This window comes from Pedobacter sp. W3I1 (assembly GCF_030816015.1).
In the GTDB taxonomy this organism is placed as follows: Bacteria; Bacteroidota; Bacteroidia; order Sphingobacteriales; family Sphingobacteriaceae; genus Pedobacter.
The window spans coordinates 1,341,488-1,360,930 of record NZ_JAUSXN010000001.1; the positions used below are offsets into that span (position 1 = coordinate 1,341,488).

Consider the following 19,443-nt stretch of genomic DNA (forward strand, 5'->3'; position numbering starts at 1 on the left):
TACTTTGTATTTTATTTTTCACAACTAATTATTTTTATAGCTTCTTACAAAATTTATCCAATCCTTTTCACTTTCAGGTATGCTAATATTTGGAGCTATTCCTATATTATCTAGTGGCCGTTTTATAGCGTGCAATGATTTTGCTACTGGATAAATAAGTGTAAAAATAGAACAAGGTGTGTGTGTAATAGCAATTTCACCATAGTCAACCATTCCAGCGGTATTTTGACCAAATAGGGTAACTTTTTTACTCTGTTCTGCTCTTAAAATAAAATACTCTCCACTACTTGCCGTGTTTCCGTTAATTAGAATTGAAATACGCTCCGGATTTTTCAACCTTTTGGATAGTTTTATAGTTTCTGGTTTGTATAAATAATAGAGTTCCCCTAAGTGTGCTCTTAATTTTTTGTTATTTTCTTGTATTTTTTTCTTTGTAGCTGTACTTGATAATGAGTAATCCTTTTCATAACAATCACGAATGTTATCTTCAGTGGCTAATACAATACCACCATCAATATGAATAGGGTTCGTATATAAATATGGGATAAGTTTTTCGAAACAACTCGTAGTCCCGCCAGGGTTATCCCTTACGTCAATAATTAAGTGTTTGGTATGTGCTAAATTATCTTTATTGCCATCAATGAGGCTATCTATACTGCGTTTATATTTAATATCAAATGAAGCAAGTGTAAGTAAAGACGTTTGCTCATCTAAAACTTTAAAGCTAGAGATTAACTCTGGGACACTAATTTTAGCAGGAGAAACCGTTTTCGTTTTTTTCTCCCCTCTTTTCCATTTTCCAAAAAAGCCGAAATCTAACAGGTCTTTTTGTGTAACTAAGTTGGGATAGTTAATCGAATGGTCACCTCCACTGAAATAAATGGTTTTATACTGATTGTCGACTTTACTAATTTTAAATTTTATTTGTTGTGGCATCCACCTTACACTATCTGCTTTTATTACAAAACCAATAAATTCAACTTTTTTTTTGGTAAGGTCTTTAACAATTCCAATTTCATACATCCCATAATTCCAAATCCCTTCTATGCTATCTAGTGTTGTATTGTTTTGTTGCAGATAAGATTTAAAGGTATTTTCTGTCCAAGTTGTTTTCTCTTCATTAGCAAAAAATATCCTCACGGAATCAGGAGAAAGTTTACTAAAATCCATACCGAAATCAATGTGTTTATCTTTAAAAAAACTGAGCCATTCTCTCATTAAACCTAAACATTTGTAAGAACTGGATAGAGAAGCGACTTGCTGTAAACTATCGGTAAACTTTTCGAATTGTAACTGATTTGAAGAGTCTACTTTATCAGCATAACCAATGTAATTTTTTTTGATTTTTTCTACCAAGAATCGAAAATTATCATCACAGTTACAATTTTGTGCTTTTAGAGCAAGCGTAAAATGAAATAAACAAATAAAACAAACAACATACTTCATTATTGATAAAAATAGGGGGTGGTAATTAATAGGTAAAGTAATGAGAAATTTGATTTAATTCTAAATAAGTTTAATATCAACGCATTAGTCGCTTACTGTATTAAGTATTGTTTTGTTAGGGCAAGCTGGATCCCCTGAGAGACCACTTCCCCCTGTTGTTGTCTCCCCTCCATAAATTCTTCTCATTTGCTCTTTTGTCAAATTGGTAAGGTTGTTTTTCTTAAAAACAAATAAAGTCTTTTTTTCTAATTTTTTGTTTTTCATAATTGTAATGTTAGATGGTAAAATAAATGTGCTTAAAGATGTTATTTCTTAGTATATCAGCGAAAAATTATACACCAAATACTCTTTTGCCTATACGAAATCAATAGATTGTATATTTAAATATTAAACATTGTTAATTTTTATACTTCTTTACAAAATCAATCCAATTGGTAACATTTGCAGGTATTTCTATATCAGGCTTAATGCCGGGATCGGTTCCATCACTGCTTGCACGCATTAATCGCGCTGCTGGGTAAATTAAATTGAAGAAATTACAGGGCATTTGGGTTGTTACACTCTCTACATAATTAACCGATCCGGAACTATTTGTACCAAATAGTTTAACTTTACTGCTTTGTTTGGCCTGTAAAATAAATAATTCGGAGGCACTTGCCGATCCATCGTTCATTAAAATAGAAACACGGGATGGCTTTTTAAATATCTTATCGTATTTAATGGTGTCGGCCGGGTAAGCTAAATATAGTTCTCCGCGATGTGCTTTTAATTTACTTATGATTTTTTTGAAATACTCCTGTAAATCTTCCGGAAGGTCAGGCAATGGTTTTTCATAGCCATCTTTAATATTATCATCAGTAGCTAAAATTTGGCCTTTTTCCGAAAAAATAGGGTTTGTATATAGGTAAGGCAATATTTTTTCAAATGCGCCGACAGCACCACCTCGGTTATCCCTTAAATCGATAATTAAATGATCAATGTTTTTTATTATTGGGGCATTTTTAATCATCAAACTGTCTGTCTCGTTTTTATATTCGAGATAAAAACTAGGTATTGTTAATAAAGCGATTTTATCGCTTAATCTTTCAAACTTCGGACTTTTTGATGAGGATAGAGGTTTTCCAGGCAAATCATTTTTGTAAAATTTGCCTATTTCTTTGAGATCCATAGTATCTTTGTTTAGCGTAACCCTGGCAGGATAAGGTGAATGATCTCTGGCAAAAAAAGAACTGAATTTATAAACCTCTTCTGTTTTTCTTACCCTAAATTTTATTTGTTGTGGAATCCACATTACACCATCGGCTTTAACAACAAATCCAATAAATTCATTTTGGTTTAAACTGTCGCGAACAATGCCATACTGATGTGTCTTAGCTACGTTGCGCCAAATCCCCTCAATGTTATCAGTTTGGTTTTTATACTTACTCAGATAGGTTTTTAGCTTCTCTTCGTCCCAAATAGTTTTTTCTTCTTTAGAAAAAAAAACCCGGATCTCGTCTTTCGGGCTACTTTCGTTAAAGGATATGTTCATGTGCCCATCCTTAAAAAAACTAATCCATTCTCTACACACAGCTAAGCACTTATTGCTAGCCGTATAGCGGGCAACTTTTTGCAAGCTGTCGGTAAGGTATTCGAATCTTTTTTGGGTTTTTGGATTAACCTTATCAGTATAGCCAACATAATTTTTCTTAATGTGCTGCACCATAAATGAAAAATTATCGCCGCAGTTGCAATTCTGGGCTTGTAAATTATAAAATGGAAATAAGAGCAATAAGTAGAAGATTATTTTTTTCATCTATAGATAATTTGTTTTTTAAAGGTGATGAAGCGATCAGATTTTTACCAATGTAGACGTTTTAACGATGTTCAAGGAGGCTTGAACCGTTCATCCCATTTGTGGTTTGAAAAATCATGATGGTTTTATAGTTTTCAATTACAATTATAGTCGATATTTATACTTAAAGGAAAAACTATTTTAAAATACATAATTGTCTTATCTTCTGTATGGGTTAATGCCGTGTGTGGATTGGCACTAGCTTGATTCAATATTAAACTATATAAGCTGTCATTTGATGTTATTATCTCTTTTTGTCCTTATAAAAAGCCTTTTAGTGTATCTTTTTTTTTGATTGAAATTTAATATCCAATACTTGTTTCATGTTAGGCCAACATAGGCAGAATCTGAAAAGCCTTAAATGAGTAAGAACGAAAAATTTAAATTAAACGAAAATGAAAAACTTAAAATTAGAAAGCTTTGATGTTCAGGAGTTAGATGCTGAAGAAGTCAATAAGATTGATGGCGGAAATTGGTGGTTAGTTGGGTACGGAATTTATTTATATGATAATAGGGAAAGATTTATTGAAGGGGTAAAAAAAGGGTTGCAGGATTTTAATTAAAAGATAAAAGAAATGAAAAATTTACAGAATAATCGAATTGACTCTATGGGCCTGTCCATTTTGGAAAACCATGAGCTAACAAATATTAATGGTGGAGATAAAGGCGACGCTGCAGAGTTAATTGGTAGATCATATGTATGGACAATGGCACATTTTCTAACCGGAGGAGCTAGTACAATTTATTTAATTGCACATAATTTGTAATTTATTAAACCAAGTTGTAAATTTAAAATGAATTGCAACTTGGTTTTTAATAGAAAGATAAAAATAAAATTTATGGAAAATTCGTTGGTTAAGAGAAATCAAAATTTAATTAACACAATATTTATAGCCACGCTCTTATTTATATTCCTCTACGATAATAGGGTGGAATTTTTTAATGGAGTGCTTGCAGGGTTAAACGATTTTGTTAAGTAATGAGTTATGTAATCTAAATTAGTGATGAGTAGATAGAAGTAATATTCTCTCTCAAAGAACGATTTAGATTGACGAACGTATGTAACCTATGAAATACGTAGATATTTCGTAGGTTTTTTATTGGAGATTCCTCGACTCTCAATTCCAAAGCCTTTATATCTATTAAATTAATCTATGGCTAGTCTTCTTAGCTTAACTTTCTGCTTTGTGATTAAGAACTTTCTTCTCTTATACCTATACCGTTAATCGGATCGATGCTCTATTTTTTTCGTCCTTAGGAAATACCCCTTGGTGTATCTTTTTTGCTCTACAAATTCTAAAATTAGATACTTGCTTTATGTTAGGCCAACATAGGCGGAATCTGAAAAGCCTTTAATGAGTAAGAATGCTTGAAAAAATTAATCTCAGATGAAAAGAATCGAATTAGAATCTTTTGAAGTTATTGAACTAAGTGAGCATGAAATAATAAATATAGAGGGTGGAAAAGTTCCTTTATGGCTTTATTTTGTTGCTCCAGGAACTGCCTATTTGGTAGAGAAATTTGAAAAAGGTTGTGAGTGTAACGTTTTAAATTAAATAATTATGAAGATAGAAATTAATAAATTCGGAATAGAAGAGCTTACAGCAGAAGAAGTGAAGCAAGTTAATGGTGGTTTCTGGGCAGTACTGGCCGCTGTTGCAGGCGTAATTTACTTAGCTGGCGAAATTGCTGAGTCGGCTGGCAGAGCTTATAAAAAAAGTTTATAGAATAAATCCTTCAAAGATAATTTCCCGATCTGCATCTCATGCTGGTCGGGTTTTTTGTTTAGTAAAGAGTGGTTTATCCCTACAATACACCTTTTCGTGTATCTTTTTTCCAGTATAAATTAATAATCACAAACTTGGCCTAACCAAGCCAATTGATGATTATGCCTTTAACAGAAGACGCAAATTTCGAAGATAACTCTATCATTTTTTTACACCATACCAGGGTACGTACCCAAATTATTTATTCTGCCACGATATTATTTATCCTTCTTGCCTTTGCTGCCTTACCATTTATTTACACTACAGTAAGTGTTAAGGGGAATGGTTCTTTGCAGAGTAATATCGAACGAACAGAACTGCTGGCACCAGTGGCGGGGAAAATTACGCTGATTAATTTAACTGATAACAAAAAAATAAAAAAAGGACAACTCCTTTTAAATATAGACCCCACTATACCTGAAACACAAAATGTGATTTTAAATAATCGCTCCCGTGAATTAAAAGATTTATTAAATGATGCGCTCCTCCTCTTAAAAATGGTCGATTTAAGCAATGCAGGGCAACCTGCATTGCAAACCGGCCTGTATGCTGCCAGCTGGCAGCAATATGAAGAGCAAATTCAAAATGCTTTAAATGCCCGCGAGCAGGCCTACAAAATTTATAAAAGGTACGAAACACTGTATAGCAAGAAAGTAGTTACCGAAGCAGAGTATGAACAGTTTAAATTTAACTATGATCAGGCCATGTCTGATTTTAATCTGGTAGCTAAAAAGTACAAAACACAATGGCAAACAGAATCCAATCAATATAGAAAAGAACTGAAAGATCTTGATGGTCAAAAGATCCAACTTACAGAGCAGGAGAAACTATATCATTTAACCGCCCACATATCCGGAACGGTACAAAACCTATCGGGTTTACAACTGGGTTCTTTTATTTCGGCTAACCAGAAAATTGGCGAAATATCTCCTGATAGTGCTTTGCTGGCCATCTGTTATATTAAACCTGCTGATATAGGCTTAATTAAAGCAGGTCAAACCGTCAGATTTCAGATTGATGCTTTTAACTATAACCAATGGGGTTTGCTTGATGGTGTTGTAGCCGACATTTCAGACGATATTATGTTGATTAACCAGAACCCTTATTTTAAAGTGAAGTGTAAACTGAACCAAGATTATTTAAGGTTAAAAAATGGTTATAAAGGGCAGGTGAAAAAGGGAATGACCTTTAATGCACACTTTACCATTGCAGAACGAAATTTGTATCAATTGCTTTATGATAAAGTTGACGATTGGTTAAATCCGAATGGAGTTAAAAGCTAAAAGGTTAAAGCTGAAAGACCAAAGCCGAAAATTCTCAAATCACCAATCTCAGTTCTCCAGTCTCAAATCTAATATCTCACCTCTAATGTCTACACTCATAAAACAACGCGATATTACCGATTGTGGTGCTGCTTGTTTGGCATCTATATCTGCATTTTATAAGCTGAAAATGCCTGTTGCGCGCATCCGGCAATTGGCCAGTACCGATCAAAAAGGAACCAATGTTTTAGGTTTGATAGAAGCGGCAAATAAACTGGGTTTTGAAGCAAAAGGCGTAAAGGGCAATTTAGATAGTCTTTCTAAAATTCCACTGCCAGCCATTGCCCATGTTGTGGTTAAAAATCAGTTGCAACATTATGTGGTGATTTATAAGGTAACCGATAAATACATTGAAATAATGGATCCTGGTGATGGAAAAAAGCACCGTAAAACCATTGCCGAATTTATACGAGAGTGGACAGGTGTATTGGTTTTGTTATTGCCAGATGAAAGTTTTAAACAGGGAAATGAAGAGGTTAATACCGGAAGCCGTTTTTGGAACCTGATTAAACCGCATAAAAGCATTGTAGTACAGGCACTTTTTGGGGCCTTAATTTATACTATACTGGGACTGTCTACTTCGGTTTTTGTCCAAAAAATAACCGATCACGTTCTTGTTGATGGCAACCGGAACCTGCTCAACTTAATGAGCTTAATGATGGTGGCCATTTTGGCCTTACAGTTATTTATTGGTACCGCTAAAACTATTTTTACCATCCGTACAGGTCAACAGATCGATGCCCGATTGATACTGGAGTATTATAAACACCTCTTAAAGCTTCCTCAACAATTTTTCGATACCATGCGGGTAGGCGAAATTATTTCAAGGGTAAACGATGCGGTTAAAATAAGGGCTTTTATAAATGATGTTTCCATTAACCTGGTGGTGAACGGTTTTATTGTGGTATTCTCTTTTCTTTTAATGTTCAGTTATTATTGGAAACTGGCCTTAATGATGTTAGCAGTTATTCCATTGTATTTATTAATTTATTTCATCAGTAATAAGCTAAACAAGAAAATGCAACGGAAGCTGATGGAGGAGTCGGCTGAGTTAGAATCGCAATTGGTTGAGGGTTTAAATAACGTCGCCACAATTAAAAGATTTGGCTTGGAAAGGTTTACCAACGAAAAAACAGAAACGCACTTTATTGGCCTGCTTAGAACAATTTATAAATCAGGATTAAACTCAGTTTTCTCTGGCACATCAACTGAGGTTATTGCCCGTATGCTTACTATCATCTTGCTTTGGGTGGGTGCAGGTTATGTGTTAGATGGTGAGATTACTCCAGGGGAATTATTTTCTTTCTATACGCTTATTGGTTATTTTACTGGTCCGGCTACTTCGTTAATTGGCGCGAATAAATCTATCCAGGATGCCATGATCGCCTCCGATCGTTTGTTCGAAATTATGGATCTGGAGATTGAACAAAATTCATCGAGTATTTTCCTGGCCAAAGAATTAATGGGCGATATCAGGTTTGAACATGTAGCCTTTAGATATGGCAGTCGTGTTAATGTGTTTGAAGATTTAAATCTAAAGATTAAGGCCGGGAGTTTTACGGCTATTGTAGGGGAGAGTGGATCTGGTAAATCTACCTTAATGTCATTACTTCAAAATATTTATCCCATACAATCGGGCAATATTTTTATTGGTAATCATGCGCTTAAATATTTGAACAATGCCTCTTTAAGAAATTTACTGAGCGTTGTGCCGCAAAAAATTGATCTTTTTGCTGGTAATGTAATTGAAAATATTGCCATTGGCGATTATGAACCCAATATGCAACAGATTATTAGTATTTGTACGCAATTGGGGATCATCGATTTTATTGAAGCTTTGCCAGAAGGTTTCCAGACTTATTTAGGTGAAAACGGAGCCTCTTTATCGGGCGGACAAAAACAAAGGATCGCCATAGCAAGGGCCCTGTACCGTAACCCTGAAATTTTAATTCTGGATGAAGCTACTTCCTCTTTAGATTCAGCTTCTGAGCAGTATGTGCAGCGAACAATAGATTTGTTAAGGATGCAAAAGAAAACAATCATCATCATTGCACATCGGTTACCTACGGTTAGAAAAGCTGACCAGATTATTGTATTAGATAAAGGAAAGGTTGTTGAGGAGGGAAGTCATACGGAAATGATGATCGCAAATGGTCATTATGCTAATTTATGGAAACAGCAATTTGGTGATGAGGATTTAACAAGTTTGATAATACCTTCATTTCTCTAATGAGTTGATAACTTTATGGGCAAGTTGTTAAGAAAAGTTGTCAACTATGAAATTAATAAACCAAAGCCAAATACCGCCCATGGTGACTCACACAGCCTGGTTGAGTACGTTTATAATCACATGGATGATCTGGTGATTCGTAAATGGCTACTTTAATTTCTTCCAACTTGCTATAAACAGGGGAGGCAATGGTATGAAGATATGCCACTTGTATATCGCTTTTGGTGAAATACGTATTTTCATCAATAGTTACAGCACCATGTATCTGATCGCTATCCGAATGAATGGTACAGTTTAAACTTTTAGGCGCAAAATTTCGGATGCCTGTTTTACGGTTATGGATTTTATAAGCCGATTCTTTCATGCTCCATAACAGCCATACCATTTCATCAGGTTTTTTTGCTGATGTAATCAGTAACTGTTCTTCAGCCGTGAAAATTTTATCGAGGTAATTTTTGCGCTTCCAGTTACTTTGAATTTTAGCCAGATCCAGATCAACGATATCGTTACCCAGCATGCGCTTCCAGTTTTTGAGCTATAATTTCAGTTGTGGCTTTTACTGTAAGCATTTTAGCCATCGAATCGTTGTCTATTTCGATGTTAAATTTCTCTTCAATATCTAAAACAATATCAACCAGGTTGGCTGAATTTATTTTTAAATCGTTTATAAAATCAGTGTTTTCGTCAATATTTGCCAGGGCTGCTACCTCTTCGCTGTAAGGTTCAACAATTGTTTTTAAAGCTTCGATGATCTCTTCTTTATTCATGGGCGTATTTTTTAAAAATAATGCAGGCATTAATATCACCAAAACCAAAACTGGCTTTAGCTAAGATATTAAATGGTTTATGAATTACGGTTTGTGGAATGCATTTCGGATTAATTAAAGTGGTAATTTCAGGGCTTAAGTCTTCGCAATTAATATTGGGGAAAATAAACCCTTCTGAAAGCTCAAGCATCGAGGCTACACATTCTATACTTCCTGAAGCTGCAATACAATGACCAACCATGCCTTTCAAAGAGTTAATGTACGGGAAATCGTCAACAGGTAATTGCAGTGCTGTTTTCCAGTTTTCTATTTCGAGCGCATCTTTAGTTGTTGCGGTAAGGTGGCCATTAATCACATCTATTTCTCGGGCTTCAATACCTGCATTTTTTAATGCTTTTTGAATGCATCGCTGTACAGCAGCAGGGTTTGGTGCAGTCATGGTGCCCAGGCCACGCTGACCACCAGAGTTGATATGCCCCCCAAGCACCTCGCCATAAATTTTGGCTTTCCTTGCCACTGCGCTTTCGAGCGATTCTAACACCAAAGCTCCTGCCCCGCTTCCGGGTACAAAGCCACTTGCTGTTGCACTCATAGGGCGGCTACCTTTTTCCGGTTCATCATTGTGTTTAAAGGTGCAAACCTTCATGGCATCAAAACCGCCCCAAATGTAGGGGCCACTGTCGCTGGTACTGCCTGCTAACATTCTTGTGGCCTGACCTGTTTTAATCCTTTCGTAAGCCAGCAATATGCTTTCTGCTCCTGTTGCGCAGGCAGATGAATTGGTAGTCACCTGATTACCCAGGCCGAGCTTGCCACTGATAAAAGCACTTACGCCGCTGGCCATGGTTTGTATCACTACAGAACTTCCCAATTTTTTAATTTCAAGTGCATCTATTTTATTAATTGCCCATCTAAATTTATCTATACCAGAAGTACCCGCTCCGAAAATGGTACCGCTATCCCAGTCGGGTTCGTCATTATTTTCGATGGTTAAGCCTGCGTCTTTCCAGGCATCCAAACCGGCAATAACACCATATATAATTCCTGTACTGTTTAGGTTTCGTAATTCAAGCGGTGTAAAATATTGGCTGATCCGCTCTTCGCTAAGTGCTGGTTTACCTGCAATCTGGCAAGAAAAATTTAAGGCTTCCAGATCGGGCTGATGGCGGATGCCAGAAAGTCCTTTTTTTATCGCATCAGAAAACTCATGGATAGTAGTACCATTTGGTGCGCATACGCCTAAACCTGTAATTACAACCCTGTTATCCATTTTCTTTCGAAATTAACATTCCGGAAATATTTCCTTTGCAAATCATTTCGCCTGCTTCATTTTCCATTTTTACCTTGCAATTCAGTTTATTAAACCTAAAATACAATTTCTCACTCGTTACCGTAACCTGCTCACCAGGGTAAACCGGTTTTAAAAAGTCAATAACGTTTGACGTCATGGCAATGGATACATTTTGATCAATATCTTTTAACAGGTAAATGCCTAAACAGACCAATCCAATCTGTGCCATGGTTTCGGTGAGGATCACTGCAGGGGTAAGGGGGTGATTTTTAAAATGACTTTCGTAAAAGGGAAGATCTTTCCTATAAGTATATATTCCCTTCGCTCCATTTTCATCAACATGCAATAACTCATCAACAAAAAGAAAAGATTTACCGTAAGGCAGTTGATCTATTATTTCTTGTGTAGTCATGGTTGGAGGAGTGAATGATTGAATGACAGATTTATTGGACGATAGCGTGAATGAATTATTGAATTTTACCATTGTAAAAGTATGCGTTGTGCCGAAAAGCCCGGGCCGAAGCTTAACATCAGTCCTTTTTCTCCAGGCATTGGCTTTTTGTCCATAATCCGTTCTAAAACATAGAGAACTGTTGCGCTGCTCATGTTTCCGTAAAGCCTTAAAACTTCTTTCGTTTCATCTATATTTTTGTTTAACTGATTAAATAATTCTTCAACAATCTGGATAATCTTTTTTCCGCCCGGATGGAAGATCAAATGGTCTATATCGTTAATCCCGAATCCGTTTTTCTTCAAAAATGGATGGATGATGTTGGGGAAATGACTGGCGATGGTTTCAGGAACTGCTACATCCAGTACCATTTGCAGTCCGGTATTGGTGAGTTTAAATCCCATCATTTCTTCAGCATCGTAAAAATGGTACATTTCTTCTGCCAAAATCTCCGGCCCGGTATCTTCTTCATTCGAACTTAATAATACACAGGCGGCACCATCGCCAAATATTGCTGCACTTACAATGTTGGCCATCGAAAAGTCGTTTAATTGAAAGGTTGCCGTTGGCGATTCTACCGCAATAACTGCTGCGCGTTTGCCTGGATTTGCTTTCAGAAAATTCTTAGCGTAAATCATGCCTGATACACCAGCAGCACAACCCATTTCGGTTACCGGTAAACGAACAATATCCTGGCGGAGTTTTAGTAAGTTGATCAGATAGGCATCTAATGAAGGGATCATGATTCCGGTGCAGCTTACCGTAATGATGTAATCTAAATCCTGAGCGTGCCAGTTGGCTTTTTCGAGCGCGGTTTCCAAACATTTAGCACCCAACTTAATCCCTTCTCTTACATAAATGTTGTTTCGCTCCTCAAAACTTAAATCACTAAAAACCTCTTCGGGCGACATGATCGAGTATCTTTTATCTACTGCGGCGCTTTCAAAAATCTTTTTTACCTTCCTGATAAAGCGATCATCCTGATCTTTTAACCAAACATCCAGAAAAGGTAAAATCTCTTCGGTCGATCTCCAGAATTCGGGCAAGGCTTTACTTACTGCTTTTACGGTTACGCTCATATTGTTTTAATTATCCATTGGTAGCGGAAAGCCCATTTCCATTTTATCGAACTCGATTTTAGCTTTAATTGTTTGGTATATTTAAGCAAATCTGCTTTTTTAAATCCACGTAGAATAGATACTAAGCCATCCTCTCGCGACATATCATTTAAACGGAAAACATAACATAAAGCTTTAAACAGGTAATAGGCTACTGCACTTCTTTGTAGGTCGTTTATTACAATACCCATTGTTGCTGATCTTTTAAAATTTTCTAACAGCTTAATAATTTCTTCATCTTTAAAATGATGTAACGTTAAGGTACAAAGCATAATATCGCAAGGTTCTGTTTTATTTAAATCGTCAAAAATATCGCTACAGGCATAGGTTATATTCGGGTAGTTTGCAGACAAACTTTGCGCATGATTTATGGTGAATCTATTGGCATCTATCCCTTTTAAAATAAAATGTAAACCTCGTTTTTTTGCGTAATCGGCCAAAGTGCGTAACATATCTCCATTTCCACAACCAATATCAGTAATACGTATAACTTGATCCAATGGTTTGCTGGCGATTAAGGTTTTAACCCCATCGAGCGTAACTTTGTTACCACCAAGGAGTTGGTTAATGCTGGCTATTTTGTCAAGTGCATCGCGCAATATTTCACCTTCCATAGCGAAATCATCCATAATCTCTGGTGCTGTGCTTCTATATGTAGTATCTACTCGCATTTATAATGAAATTCTAATGGGTTTGCCATGTGTTTGTTTAATTATTTTATGGAGCAGAAAGGGCATTTTAATCAACGCATTCATAGCTAAACTTTCGAATTTATTGTTGCTCAGCAAAGAAGACAACACTCTACCCATTTTTAAGCGGCTTTTAAATTCCCTGTTCCAGTGTGCGGTATAACTTTTTTCCAGTGCTGCACGCGAACTCATCTGACCCTCGATTTTTTGATGCAAAAGTGCTGAAACAATTTTGGCACTGTGAATGGCCATGGCCATACCGTTTCCACAAAGTGGATGAATTAACCCGGCAGTATCACCAATCATCAAAATATGGTTATGCACAGGTTCTTTACCCTCGAAAGAAATCTGACCGATGGTTAACGGAACATCGAATAAACTGGTGGCATTTTCGAAAATAGCTTTCAGATAGCTATTTTTATAAAGAACGTTTTCCTGGAAGGCAAGCAGGTTTTTGTACTTTTTGAAACGCTCATAGTTGGCCAGATAACAGATATTCAACCGGTCATTTTCAACTTTTGAAACGCCACAATAGCCACCTTCAAAATTATGCAGGCTAACCAGATTATTCGGAAAATCAGCTTTATAATGTGCTTTAACGGCCAGATAGGGCGATTGTTTATTGATAAAACTGCGGTTTAGTTTAATATCAATGGACGATCTTTTTCCATAAGCGCCAATAACGTAGGCTGCAACAAAAGAATTGTTTGCAGTTGTTACTGTAAATTGGTTATTGGCAAAATTTATTTCTACAACGCGATTATGAATTACGTTTACCTTTCTCCTGATCAGTTCAGTATACAAATAATGATCAATGGTATATCTGCTTAAACCAAAACCACCCAGCGGCAATTTTGTCTGTATACTTTTGCCAAGATTTGAGGTGAAAAGCAGATCGCTGATAAATGTAGGGGCAAGATTTTCGATATCCAGACCGAGCCATTCAAAATAGGGGAGCACCTCATTCGAAATATATTCGCCACAAACTTTATGGTGCGGATAAGTATCTTTCTCGATCAGTGTAACATTTAAACCCAGCTTATTCAGGTGAAGTGCCGCTGTTAAACCAGCCAATCCACCACCAATAATTAAAATTTCTGTTTCGGCTTGCATATTATAAGATGGAACCCTAATATAACATTTTAAATGGGCGTTTGTTCCATTTAAAGGTCTTTAACAGCAGCGATCATGGAGAGAAAAAGCACAGAGGTGCAGAGTGAGGCCTGGAGGCTGTATCATAAATGTAAATTATCATATTGAGGGATAATTCATTGTATAAAAATTAATATAAATGACAGCGTGATTTTAGTGGGTTGATAGGCTGCGAGGGATCGTCATTCCCAACTCGATTGGGAATCTTAATGCAAGCGCTTTAAGATTCCCGCCTGCGCGAGAATGACGACCACACTAATGGATTCTGTCAATGGTAGCTTGTCGAAGGGCTTAATTAAATACTCCTGTATGTGTTTCGACTACTAGTCCCGATTTTCATCGGGAGGCTCAACATAACAAATTTGCAGAGAAATTGTCTTTATGATACAATCTCTTTCGATCGCCTTAGCAATACCCCGATTGGCTTGTTTTCAAATGCGTGCAGAAATAGCTTTGTTATTTTATCTTTTCTTTGATTAGGTTCAAAAACCTTTAATAGTAGCACCACTATTACTGACTAAACGGGATTGCAGCGATATACTTTTGTTTTGCTTCAAAAACAAAAGATTTAGCGAAAAGCCCGACTAACATTAATGATGTTTACAGGCACTGCTTTTCTAAACAATCTTCAGGGTATATATCACCTTGCTTGCGCTTGTTTCCAAAAGTGTGCATCAATAGCTATATGAGTTCATCGTTTAAAACAACGAGATATTAACGCTCGTTAAAAAACAAGCGCTAGCAGCTATCTATCACTTCTTTCTTCCATATTTAAATCGGTATCAAAAGGGCTTTTTGTAAATGGATAAATGGATTGTTTAACGAAACCTTTCGGATAGGAAGCTTCATGTACGCCCGTTCCGGCGGGCCATTCTTTGCCAGGCAAGTAATAGGTGCCGAACAGCATATCAATAAAAGGAAATATGGAAGCGAAATTATGTCCATAGTATTTAGGATCTTCGCAATGATGCCAGTGGTGATATTGAGGCGTAGTAAAAATGTATTTTAACGGACCAAAATTAATTCTGGTATTGGCATGGATGAGCACCGCATGTATGGCAATAAATATAATGTACACGTTGAAAACGGTAGACGAAAAGCCCAAAACATAAAGCGGGATGAAAGTCATTGCCCTGGTGAAAAAGATGTCGATAAAATGGGTGCGGCTTCCAGCCAGCCAATCCATATTTTGTGTAGAATGGTGTATGGAATGGAAGCGCCAAAGGGATACCCGGGTATGGAAAAAACGATGTGCCCAATATTGAAACAAATCGGTACTAAAAAAAGCCAAAAAGAGCGCCACTATAAATGGGAGACCCTGTACCCAGGTGTGCAATTTATCTAAACCGATCCAACCAAAAAATAATACGGCAGGTTTTTGGGTTACGATACCAAAAAACTGAATAAAAAGATGGCTGATTACAAAATAGGTTAAATCGGTGCGCCATTCTTCGTGGAATTTGGTTTGCTCATTATTTTTTGGGAAGAATAATTCTAGGGGGACAAAAATGGCAACCATTAAAAGAAGATCTAAAATCATCCAATCTAAGCCAAAATGCCAGCCCGATTTGGCTACATCTCTCCCTTCTACACTTAAAGCGCCTAATATTACGGCTAAAGCGCCAAGCACAAAGCCCGGCCAGGCCCATTTTAGTTTTTTACTGAGGATCAGGCTTAATAATGAAAAGAAGAAACACCCTATAACGCCACCGAGCATTAAAGCTTCCATGCTGTTTTTCGTGTATATTTCGCGGAATTCGGGCGTGGTAAGCTTTTCTGGATAATGAAAACACAGGATCCCTAAAAGTGCCAATACAGCTAAAAAAATAGAAATATACCCACTAATCTGGCCTTGGCCCACTACTAATCGTTTGTTCGGAGACATTAAATATGTTTTGATAGACAACAATGATAATAAAAAAAGATAAAATATGATCGAATAACTTTTGTTAGTTGGTTAATGGTTGATAGTTTATGGTCTGATAGTTTGAAAGTCGAAATAAATCGGTTAACTGACTCGAAACGCCCAACTCCAAACTTAGTCTGGTTCGCCTGTATATTTTTGTTATTTAAGGAGAATAATTAAATTACACCTTTAATAACCAAATACTAGCTAAATAACGCCACAAATATCTATGCCATATCGCTCAAAAATCATATTACCCATTCTTGTATGCTGTTTTTTCTTCTTGCCACCTGTCTGGGCTCAAAAGATTATTAAGGGCCAGATTGTTAATGAAGCCAATAAAGGCATCGCATCTGTATCGATTTATAATCATCAGAAGTTGATTGCCCTAAGTGATCCTGACGGAAACTTTATTGTTAAAGTAGATTCGTTAAATAAAGGTCAAATCCTTTCATTTAGTTCGGTGGGTTACGAAAACCGTTCAGTTAGAATTGATGAGCAAACAAGTGTTACTGGCCTTGTTGTTAAGCTAAAAGACAAATACACTAAATTGGACGATGTGCATATTTATGCTGCCAATTTTGCTTCTGCCTTAATTAAAAATGCGGTCGCGCACCTTGCCGATACCGGTGTGGTGAGCGAAAAATTGTTGTGTAGGCAGTATATGGTAAAAGATGGCAAATATTATAGTTATGCCGAGGGGTTATTTAACCTTCATACCGATGAATATAAAAATGATATCAGGTTACAGCTAGAGGGACTAAGAAGGCTTAAGGAGCTCAAAAAAACAGGAGGTGTGAAGATTAATTACGCTGTTGATTTAAGAATTGAGCTTAAATCTTATTTTGTAAGTAATCTTAACGATAATATGCTCAGCGAGGATAATGATTACGAAATTGAAGGACAGGTTGAATATGAAGGGACGAAATGTTACAAGATCTCTTTCACAAGAGAGAGAAATGCATTGTACAAACGCAAGAATGGCTGGGTTTATATCACGGTAGATAAACACCTGATTAAAGGAATGGAAAGTAATATCGCTACGATAAACAAAAGCATGATCTGGATAAACAGGCAAAACTATACCATCAATAATGGTTTGTCGAAGTTATCTTCTACGTATTTAAAGTGTAATGTAGTGGCTGGGTTATTTTCGCAAGGAGAACCTTCGGCTGAGATGGAACTGATTTTTCTGGAAAATATCGATCCGGAACTAAAAAACAGTAACAACTATTCTACTCTAAAACTTAGACAGGATTTTTATCAGTATCCTAAAAAGAACAATGCCGAGTTTTGGGCAGCACTTTATCAAAAACATAATTTAACAATTCCCCAGATAATTGTAGAAACGTATAAATCAGATAAAGATATATTGGAACAATTTTAAATTTTATTGACTAGAATTTAATCGGTTAATTGTTTAAATCGGTTAACTGGCTCCAAATGCCAAACGATCAACTTTAAACTGGTTAATCCGTTAATTGACTATGGACTCGGGACTTCGGACTCCAGGCTAAATCATTTTCCCACAAACCATTTCATCAGACTAATGGTTGCTTTATTGGGTATCGGCTTAGCCATGCCTTTCTTTTTTAAATAATCAGTATTTTTGAAACCACGATATGCTACTTAACTATCTACGTCTTTTACTGCTTCCTTTTTCAATCATTTATGGAATGGCTATTATCCTCCGTAAAAAACTTTACGATTGGGGATTGATGCGTGCTGTAAAGTTCGATTTGCCGGTAGTCTGCGTAGGCAATTTAGCCGTTGGCGGATCGGGCAAAACACCAACAACGGAATATTTGGTGAGGTTGCTGGCCGATTATAAAATAGCCATATTAAGTAGGGGATATGGACGGAAAACAAAAGGTTTTATTGTTGCCGATAGCGCTGCAACTGCCGAAACGATAGGGGATGAACCTCTACAGTACCATCAGAAATTTGCAGCTGTTACCGTTGCGGTTTGTGAAGACCGTGTGAACGGGATTAAGCAATTGAAAGACAGTCATGATTTAATTATCCTTGATGATGCCTTTCAACACCGTGCGGTAAATGCAGGGTTTAATGTTTTGCTATTCGAGTTTAGAAAGTTGGGTACTTTACAGTTTTTATTGCCTGCCGGTAATTTAAGAGATGTTTTCTCCTCGCGTAAAAGGGCCGATGTATTATTGGTCACAAAATCGCCAGTTCCGTTGTTACCTATTGCGCAGCAGGCTTCTATAAATGAGTTACAGCCAAATGCAAATCAACCCGTATTACATTCTTATTTAAAGTATGGCGATCTTATCCATTTATACCACAACGAAAGCCGCACACTCGAGTCGATTAAAGGTTTTGAAATTTTCCTGCTTACCGGAATTGCAAATCCAGCCCCGTTAATAGAAGAGCTTGAAAAATATGCTGAAACCATTAAACACGAAGAATTTCCAGATCATTATGCTTTTAAAAATGATGATATTAAGAAGTTTAAATCGGTTTTTATGGCCAGTGCTAAAAAAGATAAAATCATTATCACAACAGAAAAGGATAGCAAGCGTTTAAGAGCTACCGGATTTGAAGATTTACTGGTAGATTTACCTGTATATTATTTACCCATTGAGGTTGAATTATTTGAAAAAGATAAGATTACCTTTGACGAACTCATTTTAAACTATGTTAAGAGCAATAGAAGAAACCGTTGAATATATAAAACGTAAAACAGAGAACTTTAAGCCAGAAATTGGGATTATTTTAGGTACTGGCTTGGGCGGCTTGGTAAAAGAAATCGAAGTTGAACATCAGTTGATGTATTCTAATATTCCAAATTTTCCAATTTCTACTTTAGAATTTCATAGTGGGAAACTGATTTTTGGAACATTGAACGGGAAGAAAATTATTGCGATGCAAGGGCGCTTACATTATTACGAAGGTTACAGCATGCAACAAATCACCTTTCCGGTGAGGGTAATGAAAGGTTTGGGTATCGAAAACTTAATTGTATCTAATGCTGCGGGCTCATTAAATCCTGAGTTTAAAAAGGGCGATTTAATGATTATTGATGATCATATTAATTTGCAACCAGATAACCCATTGCGGGGTTTAATGGAGAGTGAATTAGGCCCCCGTTTCCCAGATATGAGCCAGCCCTATAAACGCGATATCATAGCCAAAGCACTGGAAATAGCCAAAGATGTTGATATTAATTGCCATAAAGGAGTATATGTAGCCGTTTCTGGCCCGAATTTAGAAACCAAAGCCGAGTATAAGTATTTGCGTTTAATTGGTGCTGATGCCGTTGGCATGAGTACGGTGCCTGAGGTTATTGTAGCCAACCACGCTGGTTTACCTGTTTTTGCCATCTCGGTGTTAACCGATGAGGGTTTTCCGGAGGATCTGCAGCCTTTTAATTTAGATGAAATTTTAGCAGCAGCGGCTAAAGCCGAGCCTAAAATGACCGAGATTTTAACCCGCTTAATTTCTGAACTATAA

General features: G+C 36.6%; 20 protein-coding genes. 9 read left to right on the forward strand and 11 right to left on the reverse strand.

The genetic code is table 11. The features are described from left to right. Window positions 1–24 precede the first annotated feature (24 nt). The 3 genes from QF042_RS05830 to QF042_RS05840 form a co-directional block, all read right to left on the reverse strand. Complete coding sequence (locus QF042_RS05830; RefSeq protein ID WP_307526224.1) at window positions 25–1,446, reverse strand: S41 family peptidase; 1,422 nt, start codon at window positions 1,444–1,446, stop codon at window positions 25–27. A gap of 84 nt (window positions 1,447–1,530) precedes the next feature. Beyond that, complete coding sequence (locus QF042_RS05835; protein ID WP_307526226.1) at window positions 1,531–1,710, reverse strand: hypothetical protein; 180 nt, start codon at window positions 1,708–1,710, stop codon at window positions 1,531–1,533. A 133-nt stretch (window positions 1,711–1,843) separates the two neighbouring features. Then, window positions 1,844–3,241, reverse strand: coding sequence for a S41 family peptidase (locus QF042_RS05840; protein ID WP_307526228.1), 1,398 nt, complete (start codon window positions 3,239–3,241; stop codon window positions 1,844–1,846). A gap of 434 nt (window positions 3,242–3,675) precedes the next feature. On the opposite strand from QF042_RS05840, the gene QF042_RS05845 reads away from it, so the two are divergent. From QF042_RS05845 to QF042_RS05870, 6 genes are all read left to right on the forward strand, one after another. Further along, on the forward strand, window positions 3,676–3,843 hold the full coding sequence (locus QF042_RS05845; protein ID WP_307526230.1) for a ComC/BlpC family leader-containing pheromone/bacteriocin: 168 nt from the start codon (window positions 3,676–3,678) through the stop codon (window positions 3,841–3,843). A 12-nt stretch (window positions 3,844–3,855) separates the two neighbouring features. Then, a complete protein-coding gene (locus QF042_RS05850) occupies window positions 3,856–4,047 on the forward strand; it encodes a hypothetical protein (protein WP_307526232.1) in 192 nt (63 codons plus the stop codon). A 621-nt stretch (window positions 4,048–4,668) separates the two neighbouring features. Continuing rightward, window positions 4,669–4,836: a hypothetical protein gene (locus QF042_RS05855; RefSeq protein WP_307526233.1), complete on the forward strand. Its 168-nt coding sequence runs from the start codon at window positions 4,669–4,671 to the stop codon at window positions 4,834–4,836. A gap of 6 nt (window positions 4,837–4,842) precedes the next feature. Then, window positions 4,843–5,007: a class IIb bacteriocin, lactobin A/cerein 7B family gene (locus tag QF042_RS05860; RefSeq protein WP_307526235.1), complete on the forward strand. Its 165-nt coding sequence runs from the start codon at window positions 4,843–4,845 to the stop codon at window positions 5,005–5,007. A gap of 161 nt (window positions 5,008–5,168) precedes the next feature. Beyond that, window positions 5,169–6,329 (forward strand): HlyD family secretion protein, encoded by a 1,161-nt coding sequence (locus tag QF042_RS05865; RefSeq protein WP_307526237.1) that lies wholly within the window; start codon window positions 5,169–5,171, stop codon window positions 6,327–6,329. 85 nt (window positions 6,330–6,414) lie between these two features. Further along, window positions 6,415–8,598: a peptidase domain-containing ABC transporter gene (locus QF042_RS05870; protein WP_307526239.1), complete on the forward strand. Its 2,184-nt coding sequence runs from the start codon at window positions 6,415–6,417 to the stop codon at window positions 8,596–8,598. Window positions 8,599–8,650: 52 nt separating this feature from the next. Here QF042_RS05870 and QF042_RS05875 read toward each other — a convergent pair whose 3' ends face one another. The 8 genes from QF042_RS05875 to QF042_RS05910 all read right to left on the reverse strand — a co-directional run bounded on the left by QF042_RS05875 (window position 8,651) and on the right by QF042_RS05910 (window position 15,951). Beyond that, window positions 8,651–9,115, reverse strand: coding sequence for a 4'-phosphopantetheinyl transferase superfamily protein (locus QF042_RS05875; protein WP_307526241.1), 465 nt, complete (start codon window positions 9,113–9,115; stop codon window positions 8,651–8,653). After that, entirely contained in the window at window positions 9,105–9,365 is a 261-nt protein-coding gene (locus QF042_RS05880) for an acyl carrier protein (protein ID WP_307526243.1), read from the reverse strand. Before QF042_RS05880 ends, QF042_RS05875 begins: the two co-directional genes overlap by 11 nt. After that, entirely contained in the window at window positions 9,358–10,635 is a 1,278-nt protein-coding gene (locus tag QF042_RS05885) for a beta-ketoacyl synthase (RefSeq protein WP_307526245.1), read from the reverse strand. The genes QF042_RS05880 and QF042_RS05885 overlap by 8 nt, the downstream gene beginning before the upstream one ends. After that, window positions 10,628–11,068 carry a 3-hydroxyacyl-ACP dehydratase FabZ family protein gene (locus QF042_RS05890; protein ID WP_307526247.1) on the reverse strand — a complete coding sequence of 147 codons (441 nt, stop codon included), beginning with the start codon at window positions 11,066–11,068 and terminating at the stop codon, window positions 10,628–10,630. Before QF042_RS05890 ends, QF042_RS05885 begins: the two co-directional genes overlap by 8 nt. A gap of 65 nt (window positions 11,069–11,133) precedes the next feature. After that, entirely contained in the window at window positions 11,134–12,186 is a 1,053-nt protein-coding gene (locus QF042_RS05895; RefSeq protein ID WP_307526249.1) for a type III polyketide synthase, read from the reverse strand. Continuing rightward, the gene (locus QF042_RS05900; protein WP_307526251.1) at window positions 12,183–12,896 is read right to left on the reverse strand and encodes a methyltransferase domain-containing protein; all 714 of its coding nucleotides are present in this window, start codon (window positions 12,894–12,896) and stop codon (window positions 12,183–12,185) included. The genes QF042_RS05895 and QF042_RS05900 overlap by 4 nt, the downstream gene beginning before the upstream one ends. After that, window positions 12,897–14,027 (reverse strand): NAD(P)/FAD-dependent oxidoreductase, encoded by a 1,131-nt coding sequence (locus tag QF042_RS05905; protein ID WP_307526253.1) that lies wholly within the window; start codon window positions 14,025–14,027, stop codon window positions 12,897–12,899. It abuts the gene before it with no gap. Between the two features lie 784 nt (window positions 14,028–14,811). Further along, a complete protein-coding gene (locus QF042_RS05910) occupies window positions 14,812–15,951 on the reverse strand; it encodes a sterol desaturase family protein (protein WP_307526255.1) in 1,140 nt (379 codons plus the stop codon). Between the two features lie 250 nt (window positions 15,952–16,201). Between QF042_RS05910 and QF042_RS05915 the strand changes: the two genes are divergently transcribed. The 3 genes from QF042_RS05915 to QF042_RS05925 all read left to right on the forward strand — a co-directional run bounded on the left by QF042_RS05915 (window position 16,202) and on the right by QF042_RS05925 (window position 19,443). Beyond that, window positions 16,202–17,359 (forward strand): hypothetical protein, encoded by a 1,158-nt coding sequence (locus QF042_RS05915; protein WP_307526259.1) that lies wholly within the window; start codon window positions 16,202–16,204, stop codon window positions 17,357–17,359. Window positions 17,360–17,594: 235 nt separating this feature from the next. Beyond that, the gene (gene lpxK, locus QF042_RS05920; protein ID WP_307526261.1) at window positions 17,595–18,656 is read left to right on the forward strand and encodes a tetraacyldisaccharide 4'-kinase; all 1,062 of its coding nucleotides are present in this window, start codon (window positions 17,595–17,597) and stop codon (window positions 18,654–18,656) included. Further along, window positions 18,628–19,443 (forward strand): purine-nucleoside phosphorylase, encoded by an 816-nt coding sequence (locus tag QF042_RS05925; RefSeq protein ID WP_307526263.1) that lies wholly within the window; start codon window positions 18,628–18,630, stop codon window positions 19,441–19,443. Before lpxK ends, QF042_RS05925 begins: the two co-directional genes overlap by 29 nt.